This is a genomic window from Cellulophaga baltica 18 (assembly GCF_000468615.2).
GTDB classification, from domain to species: Bacteria; Bacteroidota; Bacteroidia; order Flavobacteriales; family Flavobacteriaceae; genus Cellulophaga; species Cellulophaga baltica.
The window spans coordinates 1,922,450-1,941,142 of the sequence record NZ_CP009976.1 but is presented as its reverse complement, the minus strand read 5'-3'; the positions used below and the strand labels follow the sequence as shown (position 1 = coordinate 1,941,142).

Below are 18,693 nucleotides of genomic sequence, written 5' to 3'. Positions count from 1 at the left end.
TTGTTCTCTTCTAAAAGCGACTAATCGCTTCTTTAATTTTATCTTCTTTTACACAAAGCGAAAACCGAATATATCCCGCTCCATTGCTTCCGAAAATAGTTCCTGGAGTAATAAATATATTTTTCTTATAAAGTATATCATCAATAAACTCTTCTGCGGAAACTGCACCTTCAGGCAATTTTGCCCAAATAAACATTCCCACAGCATTTTTATCATAGGTACAACCCAGCTTATCCGCTAATTGCAACATAAGCTCCTTACGTTTTTCGTAGACTTTATTTAAGCCATCAAACCACTCTTGGCTGCTTTTTAGGGCCGCGATAGCTCCTTTTTGTATGCCGTAAAACATGCCAGAATCCATATTGCTCTTTACTTTTAAAACCGCACTAATATGCGCCTCATTTCCTGAAACCATTCCTACGCGCCACCCGGCCATATTAAATGTTTTACTTAACGAGTTCAATTCTAAAGCCACCTCTTTTGCTCCTTCAATACTTAAAATACTATCAGGCGTATCATTTAGTACAAAACTGTAGGGATTATCATTCACTAAAAGAATATCGTTACGTTTTGCAAAAGCAACCAAGGCTTTAAACTGCTCCTTATTTGCCGATGCTCCTGTTGGCATATGAGGATAGGACACCCACATGAGCTTCACTTTAGATAAATCTTGCTGCTCTAGCGCTGCTATATTTGGAAACCAATTAGATGCTGCCGTTAAATCATAATATTTAGGCGCTGCACCTACCAATTTGGTAACTGAAGTATAGGTCGGATATCCAGGATTAGGAATTAAAGCCTCATCTCCAGGATTTAAAAAAGCCAAACTAATATGCATAATCCCTTCCTTAGAGCCCATTAAGGGCAATACCTCTGTTGATGGATTTAGGGCTACACTATAATATTTTTTATAAAAATTAACAATAGCGTCCCGAAACTCTGGAAGCCCTTGATAACTTTGATATTGATGTGCACCATCTTCTGTAACGGCAGCTTGAACTGCTTTTATTACTTCTTCTGAAGGTGCCAAATCTGGACTACCAATACCCATGTTGATAATTGGTTTTCCTTCGGCCATTAATCCACGAACTTCTCTAAGTTTTTTCGAGAAGTAGTATTCTTCTACGGTATTCAGCCGATCTGCGGTTGTGATCATACTCTAGCGTTTTTGTATTCTCCTAATATTTTAAATTCTTCCGTCATAATCTCTAAAAGCGATTTTGCTTTTGAGAAGTCTTGATAGGCATCAAAAGTAATATCCACAAAAAATGCATATTTCCAAGGTCGTTCTATTACGGGCAACGATTGAATTTTAGTTAAATTTAAATTGCAATCACTCATTACATTCAATAATGCGGCTAAACTACCACGTTTATGATCTGCAATAAAGCGTATAGAGGCTTTGTTAATTTCCTCTGGTGGCAATTCTTTATTTTCCTTATTGATAATTAAAAAACGAGTTGAATTATTGGTGATGGTCTGAATCTCATTTGCAATAATTTCTAAACCATACAATTCAGCCGCTGCTTTAGGAGCAATTGCCGCAATATTAATTAGTTGTTTCTCTTGAATCTGCTGTGCGGTCTCTGCGGTATCAACAGCTTCTACAAGCTTAATGTGCGGATATGATTTTAAAAAATCTTTACACTGCAACAAAGCCATTGGATGTGAATGCACTTCATTAATATCTTCAATTTTCTGACCTGGTAAGACCATTAAATTATGGTGAATATTTAAAAAATGCTCTCCAATAACATGTAAGTTATTATGATGAATTAATGCGTAATTTGGAATGATAGATCCTGCTATAGAATTTTCTATAGCCATTACCGCCTTATCTGCTCTTCCTGATAGTGTTTGACAAACCAGTTCATCAAAAGACATACATTCTACCAATTCAATATGCTCCCCAAAATAATCTTTAGCCACTTGATGGTGGTTAGATCCTTTTACTCCTTGTATGGCTATTTTTAACTTCATACCTAAACTCCTAATTATTTATACCTTACAATACGCATTGCCTGCTCAAAAAAAATCAAAAAAAAAGCCCCGTTATATACGGGACTTTTTTGAAAATATATTTTGAAATATACTACAACAGTCCCGCACCTCTCTTAAAAAAGAAGTAAAAAAAGAAACCGTTCCAGAAATATTGCTTTGTCATAATTGTAATAAACTTTGGCTAAAGTAATACTTATATTCAAAAATCAAAATATAGTCCGATCTTTTTTTTAATCTTTTATTTTTTAAAACAATAAGTACCGATACTGTGAGATTATGAACCTTTTGTTGTGAATAATTGATTCTTAGAAAAATATTAGAACAAAAAAAAGACTTCAATGAAGAAGTCTTTTTTGAAATATAAATGATCCGTTGTTTATTTTTTATTGAAGTGATATTCGTACTCCTCTATTCCATTTTCATCCTCAAACACCTCATTAATCACCAATTGACTTGAAGTTAGCTCTATGAAACCATTAAATATTAATTCACCATCTTCACTTTCATAAGTCTCTGTTTCGCCATCTTCATAAGTTGAAGTATAAACAAATTCTACTAAAGTAAGTTCGCTTTTTTCTTCATTGTAAGCCCAATTACCTTTTGATACATCAAAAGAAGAAAAATTCTCTTCAACATTACTACAAGAAGCTCTTGATGCTTCCCAATCTAAACCGCTTTCGATAGTATTCTGTCTTAAAACAAAAGTACCGTCATTTTTTAAGTTCATCGTAATATCATTAACTGTCCAACAATATGACAATTCTATTTCTGTATTTTCTCCATTATCACATGCTAGAGTTGTTGTACCCTCATCATAACACTTTGCTTCACCTGTTAAATACGTTTCTCCATTCTCAACCTGTTTCGTATAATCCCAGTCAGCAACAAGGTTTACATTACCTCCCCATGCTTCTACAGTAACACAAACATCTTCCGGCAAACTAATATTTCCTTGAGCATCATACAGACAAATTACGTAACAAAAAGTACCTGCAGCAACTGACGATTCAAAATCCACGTTTATCGTATTACCCTCCTCTTTACGAGTAGGTGTCATTTCTTTAGTAAAAATAGTTTTCCTTTTGTTCTGTGTAAGCTTATTATCATAGTTATTCATTGCACTTAATGGCACATCTAAATAAGTATCTGCCATTCCGTTTTCATCCTTTAGCTGAATATATGCTCCTGCAAACTCTGCAGACGCATCAAAAACAATATCAAAACCATTTTTTTGAAATGCCGTTTGCGTCGAAAAATCTAAACTAAACGCTAAATCGCCTGTTGGAGTAATACTCCCGGTTTTAGATGTTGCTCCTTCTACGATAAGTCCGCCTGAAGCTTCATTGATATCTATTTGAACTTCTTCTGTCGCATTTACTCCATCAGGATCTATTTCTGCTGATAGCTTTGCATCATCGTCTTTAGAACACGAAAATATTCCTGCGGCTAAAAAGCACATAACTAGTAAATTTGATTTTCTCATAATTTAAAATTGGTTAATTATTTGGTAGGTTTAGCGATTATTAATCACCTTATCAATTTTAAACGACCTGAATTTTAAATTATTGTAGAAAATATACTTACAGATTTCTGAACAACAATATCTTAACCTATTGGTGGTGGTGAAGATTCTAGAACTTCATGGATTACCTGATCTAAGGTTTCTTGCACATTAGGATTCGTGCAATTAATGAGCATTGCAATAACAACATTCTGCTCTGGATACACGAAAAAGTTAGAATATCCTCCAACGCCATTACCTATGTGACCATAATAAGATCTGCCCTTAGCATCCTGACTTACTTGCCACCCTAAACCATAATACGTTGGCGCATCATCAAGCAACTCACTGGTTATAAATTGCATCAGAGTAGTTTCATCCAACACCTTTTTATCTAAATAAGCTTGACCCAACTTGGCAATATCTGTCGCCGTTGCTAAATACCCACCGCCTGCTAACTTATAATAATTATTAACGGCTACTGCAGGTCTAAAACCTATAGCGCGCTTGGAATAAAAAGTGGTGAGCGCTAATTTATTAGCTTTTATATGATCTACTCCTGAACGATCTGCAGGAAAAACACTATTAAGCCCAAGAGGCTGCACTACCTTTTTAGACACATAATCTTCAAAAGGTATTCCACTAGCTTCTTGCATAGCCAATGAAATTAATACCCAGTCATAACTATTGTAGTGATATCCTGTTCCTGGCCTAAAAAGCAAATCTGCATCTTTAAACACCGCAATACTTTCTTTTATGCTATACGGCTTATTTAAGGCATATTCCTTACCTAAATACCCTCTAATACCCGCCGTATGGCTAGCGAGCTGGCGGATGGTAAAATCCCACTTCTTTTTGGGAAAATAAGGTACATACGTATAAAACGAAGTATCTAAATCTATAAGACCTTCTGCCACCATATGCGCAAGAGCTGTTGCCGCAATAGGTTTAGAAACACTGGCTATTCTAAAAACGGATGTTTCTGGATGTATTGGAGTCTGATTTTCAAGATCTGCGAATCCGTATCCTTTTTGAAAGTAAGGAGCTCCATTCTTTAAAACCGAAATGGCAATCCCCGGAATTTTATGAGCAGTAACTAAATGAGACAGCAGCGCATCTGCTTTAACCAAGCCTTGTAATTGAACATCATCGCCAATAACACGCTTAAAAGCGAAAAAATCTTTAAAATAAGATAAGAACGGCTTTTTCAATTTTAATCTTTATAAATGAGTTTTCCTTTATACGGCTGTTCAACCGCTACCGTTGATGGCTGACCATAACTGATAAGATCTCCTGTACCTAGCAAACTGCCTGTTAGTGATTCTTGCGGATTGACCAACATATCATTAGAACCTCTATGCGATACATTCACTTTATTAGCCATAAGATTTTCTGCATGCAATCTAGAATCTCCTGCTGCAAAAACTACATTTAGATTGGCGGTAAGCCCAGAAACTTTAAAAAATGCAATACCATTAGAAATAATATTAACGCTAGTATTATTTACTTCAATATCAAATTCACCATCTGTAGTATCTGCTTCAGGGTTTCCAAAACTTTCAGATAATAAGGATAGGGAAGGGTACTCCAACACGCCATCACTCTTAATTAAAAATCCTGTACTACTTCTTATCTCCTTGATGTTAGGCGAAAACACATAAACCGTGGTCAATCCAAAGTCACGTACCAGATTGCAGCCATTATCATTATAGGCTACCAATCTATCTTCAATGACCTCAACACGAATATCATTACGTAAATTTTCACCAGTCTCTAAAACAACCTTTTGTTCATCGGCCTGTTTGATTACTAATTTTACGCCTTCAAAAATGGTTATTTGAGAAAAGTCTTCTAAAAGCAATTCTTCTTGAATAAGATCACCAGATTTCTGAAAACAATCTGATGCATTTTCACTATTGCACCCTAATAAGAATGAGAATATCAAAAATAGTATACTGTACTTTTTCATTATTTTATTTTCTATAATCTAATACCTATACCAAATTCTACCGCTTCTGCCTTTGCTCCGTGAGATTTTAAACTTAACACGCCATATATATTATCTCCAAAATAGCGTTTTAATCCCATTCTATTATACATCCTGCCCTCAAAATCGAAAGGGTAATATACATAATAGCCTAACTGACTGATGACCGACATTTTATTGATAAACAGCTCGTGACCAATGAAAACACCTACACGCTTGTAATCATCATCAGCATTGACATTATTTTCAGGAAATGCAATAGACTGGTATTTAATAAGTTCTTTTAAAAATTTAGAAAAATAAACATCTCCCCCTACTTGAATAGCACTTAAATCTGAAACGCGCTTATCTGCATACCCTGAGAAAATATAAAATGGATATTGACCAGAATTAATAACATCACTCTCATTAATTCCCGTTCTAAAGGCTAAATTAAGTTTTACAGGCTCTACGATTCTTTGCTTTTCATGTGTTAAATAGTCGTTTTCTAACCCACCATCTAAATCATACGTTACACCGGCATTTAACGCAAATGTATTGGTAGACGTATTTGGTGCTTTTACATTTGCATTAGAATAATGCATTACAGAAATCCCTGCCTTAAAACCTACCCCTTTTACAATATTCTCTTTGTGAAAATTCAGCATCAGGTAAGTAGAACTCAATATTTGAGAGCCAAAGGCATTATTTCTAAAGTTAGTTTCTTTATCATAAGGATTGGTCATATAGGCTAAACCTTGCCCTATTCTCAATTGTAGATATCGATTCAGAAAATAGAAATTGTAGTGGGCATATGCCGCATAACTCTTTCCTAAAGTTTCATTATTATAATCTTGATAAATGAAAGAATACCCCAAATCTGGATAATTATAACGCTGTTGCCAGTATTCTTCCCCATAGGTTTTACGATTTAAACTTAAAATCACTCCACCGGGATGCGAGTCTATAAGATGCGTAATATCTGGATTATGGCGTAAAATTGTACCATAAAACTGACTAGCATCTAGCGTATATCTTTTATTCTCCTGAGCATCTTGAGCGTAACACGTTAAGGCTAAAAAAATAAAGTAAACAGAAAATTTTAATTTCATTGGTTGGTATAATGGGCTCAAATGTAAGAATTCACTTTAAACCCGTAGCTAACATACAGCGTATAATTAAAAAACTTCTTTTGCTATCGCTTTTATATTATTAGATTTCCCCATAGAATAATAATGCAAAACAGGAATTCCTGCTGCTTTTAATTCTTTAGATTGTTGAATAGCCCACTCTACTCCTACTTGCCTTACTGCGGCATTATTCTTACATGCTTCTACTGCTTCTACTAAATCATGAGGCAGGTCTAAACTAAATATTTGGGGCAATAATTGCAAATGACGTTTTACTGCTATAGGCTTGATCCCTGGAATAATAGGTACATTAATTCCAATTTCTCTAGCCGCTTCAACAAATTGAAAATATTTCTGATTATCAAAAAACATTTGTGTCACTACATAATCTGCACCAGCATCTACTTTTTGTTTTAATCTAATTAAATCAGATTTAAAGGATGGAGCCTCTAAATGTTTCTCTGGATATCCTGCCACACCAATACAAAAATCAGACTTATCTTCTCCTTGAACATCATCGTGAAGGTATCTTCCTTGATTTAAGTTCTGGATCTGAGTCACCAATTCTGAAGCAAAGCAATTTCCGTCTTCAGTAGGCTTAAAATACTTCTCTTCTTTCATCGCATCTCCACGTAAGGCCATCACATTATCAATCCCTAAGTAATGACAATCAATCAGCATATACTCCGTTTCTGCTTTTGTAAAACCACCACAAATTACATGAGGAATAGTATCTACATCAAACTTATGTTTTATAGACGCACAGATCCCAACAGTACCTGGTCGCATACGTGTAATTTTCTTATCGTAAAGTCCCGCTTTATCTACATAAACGTATTCTTCTCTTGAAGTGGTAACATCAATAAACGGAGGATTAAACTCCATCAATGGCTCAATATTAGCATACAACTCTTGAATACTGTTCCCTTTTACTGGTGGAACAATCTCGAACGAAAATAAGGTATTTCCGTTGGCATTTTTTATGTGGTCTGTTACTTTCATTTCCGTATTCTAATTACAATCCTATTCTTATTTTGGGCGTTTTAACAGGCTATCTGCTTTATCTTTTCTTGCATTTTCAAGCAAAAAAAGGATACCGCTTCTATCCTTAACGCAGCTTATCACAAGCTTAACAACTTTTCTTTTACTGCAGCATACTCTTCTTCATATTCCCAATAGATCCAACGGCCATCTACATAATCTGTCAAGATATATTTCTCGCTCAACGATTTTATTCTTTCTACAGCAACTAACTTTTTAGTAAAACCTTGAACTGAACAATGCTCTTCAATTTCTTTGTTATTTTCATCATATCCATGACTAATCATAAAACTACCCAAGCTAAGTTCTATAATTTTTTTCATACTAATCATCTGCAATATTTGTTGCCAACCAGCGTGTAGCTTCTTCTAAAGAAATTCCTTTTCTATTTGCAAAATCTGCTACCTGATCTTCTTTTATTTTCCCTAGTCCAAAATAGCGCGCCTCAGGGTTTGCAAAATAATATCCGCTAACGCTTGATGCTGGCCACATCGCCAAACTCTCCGTTAAGATCACTCCTATTTTCTCCTCTACACCTAACAATTCCCAAATGGTTAATTTCTCCAAATGATCAGGACAAGCAGGATACCCAGGTGCAGGACGTATTCCTTTATAGGTTTCGTTAATCAAATCTTCATTACTTAAATGCTCATCTGCCGAATACCCCCAGTGCTTTATTCGCACTTCTTTATGCAGGTATTCTGCATAAGCCTCTGCCAAACGATCTGCAAGTGCTTTTACTAAAATAGAATTATAATCATCTAAATTATCTTTATAAGCATCTGCCATTTCATCAGCACCAAAACCAGTACTGACACAAAAGCAACCTATATAATCTTGTTTCCCTGAAGTTTTAGGAGCTATAAAATCTGCTAAAGCATAGTCAGCCACTCCTTCACGCCTTTTTAATTGCTGACGAAGGGTTCTAAAAGTATACTTTTTACCTCCTGCTTCAAGCTCAATATCATCATCACTGATGGCATTTGCAGGAAATAAACCAAAAATACCTTTTGCAGTAAGCCTCTTTTCCGAGAATATCTTTTTCAACATCTTCTGAGCATCAGCATAAAGCTCTACGGCTTGCTCACCTACCACATCATCCGTTAAAATATCAGGAAATTTACCATGCAACTCCCACCCTCTAAAAAAGGGAGACCAATCTATAAATTCTTCTAACTTCTCTAGATCAACGTCCTCAAAAACCTGAATACCTAATTGATTTGGTTTTACTATTTTAGACTCTTCCCAGGCTATTTGAAATTTATTTTCACGTGCTTCCGCAATGGTTTTATATTCTTTCTTTTTTGTTCTACTTAAAAACTTGTCTCTAAAAGATTCATAATCAAGTTTAATATTTTTCTTATAATTTAAGGCAGTATCCTTTTGCAACAAATCGCCCACAACTGTTACCGCCCTAGAGGCATCATTTACGTGAACCACTGCTTGACTATACTGGGTATCTATTTTTACAGCAGTATGCGCTTTACTTGTTGTAGCCCCACCAATTAATAATGGCACTTTAAAGTTCTGGCGCTCCATCTCTTTTGCTAAAAACACCATCTCATCTAATGACGGTGTTATCAACCCACTTAAACCAATAATGTCTACATCATGTTCTATCGCGGCATTAATAATTTTTTCTGGCGGAACCATTACTCCAAGATCTACAATCTCATAATTATTACACGCTAGCACCACACTCACAATATTTTTTCCAATATCATGAACATCTCCTTTTACGGTTGCCATTAATATTTTCCCCGCCCCTTTATCGTCTCCTTCTTGCGGATTTAGCAACTTCTCTTCTTCAATATACGGCAACAAATACGCTACTGCTTTTTTCATTACTCGGGCAGATTTTACCACTTGTGGTAAAAACATTTTTCCGCTACCAAATAAATCTCCAACAACATTCATACCCGTCATTAGGTTACCCTCAATAACTTCAATAGGTTTATGCGCTGCTACACGAGCTTCTTCAATATCTTCAAGAATGTATTGATCAATACCTTTTACTAAGGCACGGGTGATTCTATTTTGCAAAGGCTCTTCTCTCCAAGATAAATCTATCTTACTTTCTTTAGCCGTACCTACTACTGTTTCTGCAAAATCTAAAAGCCGTTCTGTAGCATCCTCTCTTTTATTAAGAATAACATCTTCTACACGTTCTAATAAATCTTTAGGAATATCATCATAAACACCCAATAAACTAGGGTTTACAATTCCCATATTCATCCCAGCCTGAATGGCGTGGTATAAGAACACAGAGTGCATGGCTTCACGAACTGGGTCATTACCTCTAAAACTAAAAGACACATTACTCACCCCACCGCTTACGCTACAATGAGGCAGATTTTCTCGCACCCATTTTGTAGCCTTTATAAAATCAATAGCATTAAGCTTATGCTCATCCATTCCTGTAGCTACAGGAAATATATTTAAATCAAAAATGATATCTTCAGGCGCGAAATTTACTTCATTCACCAGAATATCATAAGAGCGTTTTGAAATTTCTAATCTTCGTTCATAATTATCTGCTTGGCCCGTTTCATCAAAAGCCATAACGATAACTGCAGCACCGTACCGCTTAATTAATTTTGCATGATGTTTAAACTGCTCTTCACCTTCCTTAAGGCTAATAGAGTTCACCACGCATTTACCTTGCACTACTTGCAAACCAGCCTCAATAATCTCCCATTTAGAACTATCAATCATGATAGGTACTCTAGAAATATCTGGTTCTGCAATCACTAAATTCAAAAACTTAACCATGGCCTCTTTACCATCGATAAGTCCATCATCCATATTAATATCAATGATCTGCGCCCCACCATCTACCTGATCACGAGCTACGCTTAAAGCCTCCTCAAATTTTTCTTCCTTTATTAAGCGAAGGAATTTTTTTGATCCTGCTACGTTTGTACGCTCACCAACATTTACAAAGTTTGTATTTTCCGAAAGCACTAAAGGCTCCAGACCTGAAAGTTTCAGATACCGCTTTGGTTGTCGGTTGTTAGTTGATGGTTGTTTGCTCTCTTCTATCATAATTACAACCCTTTGTACTATTTTATAAACCTGATTAGAAGCTTTTTACAGCTAAGAATCTGATTCATTATTATTTTAAAATTATCTTCTTCTATATATTCTTGATCCAGCGCTAAAACACCATAACCAATTATTGCCCAGCAACGATTCTAGGTTTTATATCTTTCACTACATTGGCTATAGCAGAAATATGTTCTGGCGTGGTACCACAACAACCACCTACTATATTTACTAAGTTCTTTTCTACGTACTCTTTTATTTGCGCAGCCATTTCGGCTGGTGTTTCATCATATTCTCCAAAAGCATTAGGCAAACCTGCATTGGGATGTGCAGATACTGCAAAACCTGTTTTAGCAGATAATACTTCTAAATGAGGTACAAGCTGACTTGCTCCTAAAGCACAGTTAAACCCTACGGATAAAATTGGAATATGCGATATGGAGATCAAAAAAGCCTCTGCTGTTTGTCCTGACAAAGTTCTTCCAGATGCATCTGTAATAGTGCCACTCACCATGATTGGAATATCAATACCGCGCTCATCTTTTACTTCTTCAATAGCAAACAATGCTGCTTTTGCATTTAGCGTATCAAAAATGGTTTCTACCATTAATAAATCAGAACCACCATCAATTAAGGCTTCTACCTGCTGTTTGTACGCAATTCTTAATTCATCAAATGACACCGCTCTATATCCGGGATCATTTACATCTGGAGACATGCTTGCCGTTTTATTCGTAGGTCCAATACTACCTACTACAAAGCGGGGTTTATGCGGCTCTTTTGCCGTAAATTCATCGGCTACCTGCTTTGCAATCTTGGCCGATTCATAATTTAGCTCATAGACCAAGTCTTCCATAAAATAATCTGCCATGGCTATTGTTGTACTGGAAAAGGTATTTGTTTCAACAATATCTGCTCCGGCAGCAAAATATTTACGGTGCACATCTGCGATTGCTTTTGGCTGTGTTAAGGACAACAAATCATTGTTACCCTGTAAGGGATGCTCCCAGTCCTTAAAACGTTCTCCTCTAAAATCTTCTTCGGTAAACTTATGGCGTTGAAGCATCGTTCCCATAGCACCATCCAGCACCAAAATACGCTCCTTAAGTATGTCTTTTATATTCTTCATTTTTCAAATCTCTATACTATAAAAAAATGCGTTCAAGCGATATAACTATACTGCACACACCAGCACCACTTTTTATTACCTGCTAAGGCTAAAAATAGGATATCGCCAAATCACTTGCTTTTTCTGCAAATGAAACGCTCTAATCATAAATTATCAAGTAAAGTAAAAACTAAGACGAAATGTTTCGCTTTTGTTATCTATTTCAAAACGAGTAGGGTCTTGAATAGAACTTAGCACCTTCTTTTTAGGTAAAACTACTTAAAAGGGTTGCCAAGGCTTCATCGGGTCTAGTCCCTCCACCTTTCTTGATAACTATTTTCAATGTTGCAATGAACTTCAAACAATGACTGCAAAGAAACGTTACCGCCAAATTAAAACCAAATTATATGGTAAAATAAAAGCCTTCTAACTAGAACAGTAAGAAGGCTTTTGTATTTTTAAATCGCTTAAATTTTTACGATATACTCTGTACGACTTCTTTCTTTGCAACTTTCTTAGATCCATCAAAACCTTCTACACCACCTACGGTAGTATATTTCATTACATAACGTTTTCCAGGGTTGATAATCTGGTATGCAAACTGACACATAACAGCGGCCTCATGAAAACCAGAAAGTATCAATTTCAATTTCCCCTCGTAGGTATTAACATCGCCAATAGCAAAAACTCCTGGTATATTGGTTTGGTAATCTTTTGCGTTATTTACTTTAATCGCATTTTTTTCTATCTCTAGACCCCAATCTCCGATTGGTCCTAATTTTGGAGACAAACCAAATAATGGAATAAAGTTATCTACAGGTAAAATTGTTTCTCCTTTTTCAGCATCATTATGCTTAATAGTTACCGCTTCTACGTTACCATCACCGGCAATACCAATAACCTCAGCCTCTGTAAATAATTTAATTTTACCAAGCTTGGCTAATTCAGATGCTTTCTCTACAGAATCTAAAGCTCCTCTAAATTCATTTCTTCTATGCACTAAAGAAACTTCTGATGCAACATCTGCTAAGAAAATTGCCCAATCTAAAGCAGAATCTCCACCTCCAGCAATAACTACTTTTTTGTCACGATACACTTCAGGATCTTTAATAAAGTAATTTACCCCTTTATCTTCAAAGTCGATAATATTTGGAATTAAAGGCTTTCTTGGCTCAAAAGAACCCAAACCACCTGCAATAACAACTACCGGTGCCTGGTGCTGTGTACCTTTATTTGTCGTAACAATAAAAGAACCATCTTCTTGCTTATCTAATGTTTCAGCACGTTCTCCTAACGTATAACCCGCTTCAAAAGGCTTAATTTGTTCCATCAAATTATCTACCAGGGTTCCTGCTAAAATTTCTGGAAAAGCAGGAATATCGTAAATAGGTTTCTTTGGGTATATTTCTGAACACTGACCACCTGTTTGTGGTAATGCATCAATTAAATGGCATTTTAACTTTAATAATCCTGCTTCAAAAACGGTAAACAATCCTGTAGGTCCTGCTCCAATAATTAAAATATCTGTTTTTATCATCTCTCTACTAATTCAAAAAATTCTTGTGTTGAAATACGCTTAAAATACTACTGCAAATTTACGACAGTAAAATAAATTAATGGTGCACTTCGCTTACTTGTTTATACGACTCTATTGCACTTGAAAGTGCTTTTCTATGATTAACAACCTCACCAATTATTATAATTGCTGGATTTGCTAATTGTTGCTTATCTACTTCTGATTGAATAGTCGAAATAGTTCCTATTCCTATCTTTTCATCTTCTCTTGTACCATTCTGGATGATAGCGATTGGCGTATCTGCTTTCCCTTCTTCCTCAAACAAAGCTACTATTGCTGGCAATTTTGACATTCCCATTAATATAACCACAGTAGCGTTTGATTTTGCTGCTAAAGCTACATCTGAAGAGAGCTTATGTTCTTTGGTAGTACCTGTAATGACCCAAAAACTTTCTGCAGCTCCTCTTTTAGTCACAGGTATATTTTGAGATGCAGGTACCGCTACAGATGAAGATATCCCCGGAACCATAGCCACATTTAACCCATGGGTTGCTGCATATTCCATTTCTTCTGCACCACGACCAAAAATAAAAGGATCACCACCTTTTAAGCGAACTACATGTTGCGATTGTCCACGCTGTACAATAAGTTCATTAATTTGTTCTTGCTGATAGGCATAACACCCCTTACGCTTACCTACAAAAATGAGCTCTGCATGTTCCGCATACCCTAATAATTCAGGATTTACCAAAGCATCATACAAAACAACATCTGCTGCCTGCAGTGCTTTTATAGCTTTTAGCGTAATTAAGTCTGGATCACCAGGACCCGCACCAATTACCGTAAGCAAACCTAAGTTGCTAGCATTCGTATGTTTTGTATTCTCACTCATGATTAGTTTGCTTTTGCTAATTCAGCATTTCTAAAGTCTTGAACTTTTCCTAAAAATACTTTCGTATCATTTAAGTAGTTCTTAGCAAATACTTCTGTAGGTTCGTTTTTATTAATTTGAAGAATAAATTCTTCAAAACCTTTATCTAAAGCAATTCTACCATTCGCAACGAATTTTTCATCAAAATCTTTAATGATGCCCGCATGTGTATTTGTTTTCTGATTTTCTGAGGTAAGAATAGCTTTTGCTGTATTTACCATAGAAGAATAGGAGTGATAAATACTAGCTGCCCACTTACCTTCATTAAAAGTAGTTTCTGCAGTTTGTATTTTCTCTTCACTCTCAAACAATAATGTAGCGATCAAATCAATCACAACACCAGCACACTCACCTACTCCAATAGCTTGAATATATTCTTCAGAGTTACCCCAATCTATAAAATCATCAGGTGTTAAATTCTCAACATCTGTTAAGTCTTTCAAAAAATCATAGAAGTACATTTGCTCTTTTTCTGCATAATACTCCGGAAATGATAATCCATTACCATTAGCATCAAAATCATTTAAGATTAAACGCAACGCTTCTGGACCTCTTTTACTTGGTATTTTCACTACCTTATCTGCAAATCTACCTTCCCCATTACCCATATTACCACCTCCTAAAAGCACTTGTAATGCTGGAGCTACTAATTTTGATTTGGTACGCACAGACATTCCTTGAAAACCAATATTTGCCATATTGTGTTGCCCACATGCATTCATACACCCACTAATTTTAATCACCACATCTGGGTTATTAATATAATCTGGGTATTCTTCTTTCATAATACGCTCTAACTCTTCTGCAATACCTGTACTACTTGCAATCCCTAAATTACAGGTATCTGTTCCAGGACAAGCGGTAATATCTATAGCTCTGTTATAACCCGCTTCTGTAAAGCCTAATTTTTTTAATTCGGAATAAAAGAAAGGTACTAGCTCTTCTTTTACGTAAGGAATTACAATATTTTGACGCAAGCTTAGACGAATTTCGTCTGCTGCATATTTTTCTACTAAATCTGCCAAGGCACGAGCTTCTTTAAGGTAAAAATCTCCTAATAAAACTTTTACACCTATAGCTACATAACCTTCTTGTTTTTGAGGAATTATGTTGGTTGATTTCCAAGCATCAAAAGTAGCCTGATCTTCTATAACCACATTAGGAACAGCAACTTGTGCTATTTGCGGCTTTGGATATGCCTCTGCATCAATAGGAAAAGATTTCATTGGAACTGCAATTTGCTCTTCCTCCAATAAGGCTTTAAAACCATCTAAGCCTAAATCTTTTAATAAGAATTTTAACCGTGCTTTTGCTCTACTCTTACGCTCTCCGTATCTATCAAAAACACGAACAACACCTTCCATTAAAGGAATAATTTTATCAGACGGTAAAAAATCATATAACAACTCTGCATGACGTGGTTGCGATCCTAAACCACCACCTAACATCACTTTAAACCCTTTTACACCAGCTTCAATTTTAGCAATAAAACCTAAATCGTGCATGTATGAAAGACCCGTATCTGCATCACTAGAAGAAAAAGACACTTTAAACTTACGTCCTAATTCCTGACTTATAGGATTTCTTAAAAAATACTGAAACAACGCATGTGCATAAGGAGAAACATCAAAAGGCTCTTCTACATCTATACCTGCTGTTTCACTTGCCGTTACATTACGTACAGTGTTACCACAAGCTTCACGCAATGTAATGTCTGATTTTTCAAGTTCTGCCCATAACTCTGGAGTTCTATTCAAATCTACATAGTGAATTTGAATATCTTGACGTGTAGTAATGTGCAAACGACCTCTAGAATACTCTTCAGAAACATCAGAAATTGTTCTTAGTTGCTCCGAAGAAACTTTACCGTAAGGCAATTTTATACGAATCATTTGTACGCCTTCTTGACGCTGACCGTAAACACCACGTGCTAAACGAAGACTACGAAATTTTTCTTCGTCTAGTTTACCATTGTGGAACATATCAATTTTGTTAGCCAAATCGATAATATCTTTTTCTACAACTGGATTTTCTATTTCTGTTCTAAAACTTTGCATATATCTTCCCCTCCTAACCTCCCCAAGGGGAAGGAATTCTTACTCGGTTAAAATAAGAATATTGTTATTAATTTGTTCTACCTACTTGCTTGCACCTAGTGGCTAATAAGATTTATTGAATAAACCCAGCCCCTACCGTACTATTTGTTTTTGTATCAATAATAATAAATGAACCATTTGTTCTATGATCTTTAAAAGCATCAAAGAAAATAGGCTTATTTAATTTAAACGTCACCTTAGCAATATCATTCATTCCTAAACCTTCTACATTCTCCTCTATTCCAGAGTAATCCGGGTTTATTTTATGGTGAATTTGATCAACCTTAGCCAATACTTTATTGACACCATGTTGAATCACATATTTACTACCTGTTTTTAATGGGTCTGAATCCATCCAAGAAATATTAGCGGTAAACTGTTTGTCAATTTGCGGTAAATCGCCCACCTTAACAATCATATCTCCACGACTTACATTTATCTCATCTTCTAAAGTGATGGTTACCGATGAACGTCTTGAAGCTGTCTGATACTTCTTATCGTAGAAATAAATTTCTTTTATTTTTGATGTTGTTTGAGATGGTAAAGCCACAACCTCATCACCTACACTCAATTCACCTCCGTATACTTTACCCGCAAATCCTCTAAAATCATGAAAATCTTCCGTTTTAGGGCGGATTACGTATTGTACTGGAAAACGCGGTGTTCCCGCATTGAAAATATCTTTTCTATCTAATTCTTCTAAGTGCTCTAATAATGTCTGACCTGTGTACCAAGGTGTATGTTCAGACTTATTTACTACGTTATCCCCTTTTAAAGCACTCACAGGAATAAAGGTAATTTTCTGGTCTTGGTAATCTCTCTTCGCCATTAATTCAGAAAAATCTGCCTTAATCTCATTGTATCTGTCCTCAGAGAAATCAACCAAATCCATCTTATTCACCGCTACAATAACATCTTTTACACGAAGTAAGTTATTGATGAAAAAATGGCGATTTGTTTGTTCAATAACTCCTTTACGCGCATCTATTAAAATAATAGCTGCTTGTGATGTAGAAGCTCCTGTAACCATGTTTCTAGTATACTCAACATGACCCGGAGTATCTGCTATAATGTAACTTTTCTTTGCTGTTGAAAAATAGATATGCGCAACATCAATGGTAATTCCTTGCTCACGCTCTGCTACCAATCCGTCTGTTGCTAAAGAAAAATCTAAATAATCATATCCTTTTTGCTTACTTGTTTTTTCGATAGCCTCTAACTTATCACTAGTAAGAGATTTTGTATCGTATAGTATTCTACCAATTAAGGTACTCTTACCATCATCTACACTACCTGCTGTTGCTATTTTTAGTACTTCCATCCTATTCTGACCTCCCCACTGAGAAGGACTTTTTTTAAAAAAATTTGTATATTCTATGATCTCTAACATTTCCCCTTAGGGGATTAAGGGGACTCTAGAAGTATCCTTGCTGTTTTCTTTTCTCCATTGCTGCTTCAGAACGCTTATCATCAATACGCGCTCCTCGCTCGGATATCGTAGAATCTCTAATCTCACTTACCACCTTATCAATGGTAACAGCATCTGAAAGAACTGCCGCTGTACAAGACATATCTCCAACCGTACGGAAACGCACTAAGCGCTCTTCTACGATTTCATCTTGATCACGGAAAACAATATCATCTTCTGCAGACCATATCATACCGTCTCTAACAAAAGTTTTACGTTTATGCGCAAAATATATAGACGGAATTTCTATTTCTTCTTTTTGGATGTAAGACCATACATCTAATTCTGTCCAATTAGAAATAGGAAAACAACGTACGTTTTGACCTAATTCAATTTGTCCATTTAACATATCAAACAATTCAGGGCGTTGGCTTTTTTCATCCCACTGACCAAAATCATCACGAACAGAAAAAATACGCTCTTTAGCTCTAGCTTTCTCTTCATCTCTACGTGCACCACCGATACAAGCATCAAATTTAAATTCTTCGATAGCATCTAATAAGGTGGTTGTTTGTAAAGAGTTTCTACTAGCATACCTACCCGATTCTTCCTTTACTTTACCTTCATCAATAGAATCTTGAACATTACGTACAATTAACTCTACCCCAAGCTCTTTAGCTAACCTATCTCTAAATTCTATGGTTTCCGGAAAGTTATGCCCCGTATCAATATGCATTAGTGGAAAAGGTATTTTTGCTGGCCAGAATGCTTTCTGCGCCAAACGAACTAAGGTTATAGAATCTTTACCTCCAGAGAATAATAATACTGGCTTTTCAAATTGAGCAGCCACCTCTCTAATGATGTAAATTGCTTCGTTTTCTAATGGATTTATATCTGATGTATCTTTCATGTTACTTTTTAAGTGTCAAGGTTATTTCTGAAATGCCAAA

Annotated in this window: 15 protein-coding genes and 1 riboswitch; all 15 genes read right to left on the bottom strand. The window is 35.8% G+C overall.

Annotation, left to right across the window (positions count from 1 at the left end):
- Positions 1-10 precede the first annotated feature (10 nt).
- Positions 11-1,156: a pyridoxal phosphate-dependent aminotransferase gene (locus tag M666_RS08245; protein WP_029447068.1), complete on the bottom strand. Its 1,146-nt coding sequence runs from the start codon at positions 1,154-1,156 to the stop codon at positions 11-13.
- On the bottom strand, positions 1,153-1,980 hold the full coding sequence (locus tag M666_RS08240) for a prephenate dehydratase (protein ID WP_025615865.1): 828 nt from the start codon (positions 1,978-1,980) through the stop codon (positions 1,153-1,155). The genes M666_RS08245 and M666_RS08240 overlap by 4 nt, the downstream gene beginning before the upstream one ends.
- Positions 1,981-2,377: 397 nt before the next feature.
- Positions 2,378-3,484, bottom strand: coding sequence for a hypothetical protein (locus M666_RS08235; protein ID WP_039325447.1), 1,107 nt, complete (start codon positions 3,482-3,484; stop codon positions 2,378-2,380).
- Positions 3,485-3,606: 122 nt separating this feature from the next.
- On the bottom strand, positions 3,607-4,713 hold the full coding sequence (locus M666_RS08230; RefSeq protein WP_029447070.1) for a serine hydrolase domain-containing protein: 1,107 nt from the start codon (positions 4,711-4,713) through the stop codon (positions 3,607-3,609).
- 2 nt (positions 4,714-4,715) lie between these two features.
- On the bottom strand, positions 4,716-5,471 hold the full coding sequence (locus M666_RS08225; protein WP_029447071.1) for a head GIN domain-containing protein: 756 nt from the start codon (positions 5,469-5,471) through the stop codon (positions 4,716-4,718).
- A gap of 11 nt (positions 5,472-5,482) precedes the next feature.
- Positions 5,483-6,580, bottom strand: coding sequence for an acyloxyacyl hydrolase (locus M666_RS08220; RefSeq protein ID WP_029447072.1), 1,098 nt, complete (start codon positions 6,578-6,580; stop codon positions 5,483-5,485).
- 66 nt (positions 6,581-6,646) lie between these two features.
- Complete coding sequence (gene metF, locus M666_RS08215) at positions 6,647-7,600, bottom strand: methylenetetrahydrofolate reductase [NAD(P)H] (RefSeq protein WP_024481752.1); 954 nt, start codon at positions 7,598-7,600, stop codon at positions 6,647-6,649.
- A gap of 119 nt (positions 7,601-7,719) precedes the next feature.
- A complete protein-coding gene (locus tag M666_RS08210) occupies positions 7,720-7,971 on the bottom strand; it encodes a hypothetical protein (RefSeq protein ID WP_226989964.1) in 252 nt (83 codons plus the stop codon).
- Positions 7,964-10,684, bottom strand: a complete 2,721-nt coding sequence (gene metH, locus M666_RS08205; protein WP_029447074.1) for a methionine synthase — start codon at positions 10,682-10,684, stop codon at positions 7,964-7,966. Before metH ends, M666_RS08210 begins: the two co-directional genes overlap by 8 nt.
- Positions 10,685-10,814: 130 nt before the next feature.
- Positions 10,815-11,813, bottom strand: coding sequence for a homocysteine S-methyltransferase family protein (locus M666_RS08200; protein WP_029447075.1), 999 nt, complete (start codon positions 11,811-11,813; stop codon positions 10,815-10,817).
- Between the two features lie 190 nt (positions 11,814-12,003).
- Positions 12,004-12,128, bottom strand: a riboswitch (SAM riboswitch).
- Positions 12,129-12,267: 139 nt separating this feature from the next.
- On the bottom strand, positions 12,268-13,329 hold the full coding sequence (locus tag M666_RS08195) for an NAD(P)/FAD-dependent oxidoreductase (RefSeq protein WP_024481756.1): 1,062 nt from the start codon (positions 13,327-13,329) through the stop codon (positions 12,268-12,270).
- 76 nt (positions 13,330-13,405) lie between these two features.
- On the bottom strand, positions 13,406-14,200 hold the full coding sequence (cobA, locus tag M666_RS08190) for a uroporphyrinogen-III C-methyltransferase (protein WP_029447076.1): 795 nt from the start codon (positions 14,198-14,200) through the stop codon (positions 13,406-13,408).
- Positions 14,201-14,202: 2 nt separating this feature from the next.
- Positions 14,203-16,296 (bottom strand): ferredoxin-like domain-containing protein, encoded by a 2,094-nt coding sequence (locus M666_RS08185; RefSeq protein ID WP_029447077.1) that lies wholly within the window; start codon positions 16,294-16,296, stop codon positions 14,203-14,205.
- A gap of 112 nt (positions 16,297-16,408) precedes the next feature.
- Positions 16,409-17,656 carry a sulfate adenylyltransferase subunit CysN gene (locus tag M666_RS08180; protein WP_025615874.1) on the bottom strand — a complete coding sequence of 416 codons (1,248 nt, stop codon included), beginning with the start codon at positions 17,654-17,656 and terminating at the stop codon, positions 16,409-16,411.
- 94 nt (positions 17,657-17,750) lie between these two features.
- Entirely contained in the window at positions 17,751-18,653 is a 903-nt protein-coding gene (gene cysD / locus M666_RS08175; RefSeq protein WP_024481760.1) for a sulfate adenylyltransferase subunit CysD, read from the bottom strand.
- Between the last annotated feature and the right edge of the window lie 40 nt (positions 18,654-18,693).

What these genes read in the sequence shown, in the direction of transcription:
- M666_RS08210 (WP_226989964.1), bottom strand. Translation starts at nt 7,971, where the DNA reads ATGATTAGTATGAAAAAAATTATAGAACTTAGCTTGGGTAGTTTTATG.
- metF (WP_024481752.1), bottom strand. Translation starts at nt 7,600, where the DNA reads ATGAAAGTAACAGACCACATAAAAAATGCCAACGGAAATACCTTATTT.
- metH (WP_029447074.1), bottom strand. Translation starts at nt 10,684, where the DNA reads ATGATAGAAGAGAGCAAACAACCATCAACTAACAACCGACAACCAAAG.
- M666_RS08200 (WP_029447075.1), bottom strand. Translation starts at nt 11,813, where the DNA reads ATGAAGAATATAAAAGACATACTTAAGGAGCGTATTTTGGTGCTGGAT.
- cysD (WP_024481760.1), bottom strand. Translation starts at nt 18,653, where the DNA reads ATGAAAGATACATCAGATATAAATCCATTAGAAAACGAAGCAATTTAC.
- M666_RS08195 (WP_024481756.1), bottom strand. Translation starts at nt 13,329, where the DNA reads ATGATAAAAACAGATATTTTAATTATTGGAGCAGGACCTACAGGATTG.
- M666_RS08185 (WP_029447077.1), bottom strand. Translation starts at nt 16,296, where the DNA reads ATGCAAAGTTTTAGAACAGAAATAGAAAATCCAGTTGTAGAAAAAGAT.
- cobA (WP_029447076.1), bottom strand. Translation starts at nt 14,200, where the DNA reads ATGAGTGAGAATACAAAACATACGAATGCTAGCAACTTAGGTTTGCTT.
- M666_RS08180 (WP_025615874.1), bottom strand. Translation starts at nt 17,656, where the DNA reads ATGGAAGTACTAAAAATAGCAACAGCAGGTAGTGTAGATGATGGTAAG.
- M666_RS08245 (WP_029447068.1), bottom strand. Translation starts at nt 1,156, where the DNA reads ATGATCACAACCGCAGATCGGCTGAATACCGTAGAAGAATACTACTTC.
- M666_RS08235 (WP_039325447.1), bottom strand. Translation starts at nt 3,484, where the DNA reads ATGAGAAAATCAAATTTACTAGTTATGTGCTTTTTAGCCGCAGGAATA.
- M666_RS08225 (WP_029447071.1), bottom strand. Translation starts at nt 5,471, where the DNA reads ATGAAAAAGTACAGTATACTATTTTTGATATTCTCATTCTTATTAGGG.
- M666_RS08240 (WP_025615865.1), bottom strand. Translation starts at nt 1,980, where the DNA reads ATGAAGTTAAAAATAGCCATACAAGGAGTAAAAGGATCTAACCACCAT.
- M666_RS08220 (WP_029447072.1), bottom strand. Translation starts at nt 6,580, where the DNA reads ATGAAATTAAAATTTTCTGTTTACTTTATTTTTTTAGCCTTAACGTGT.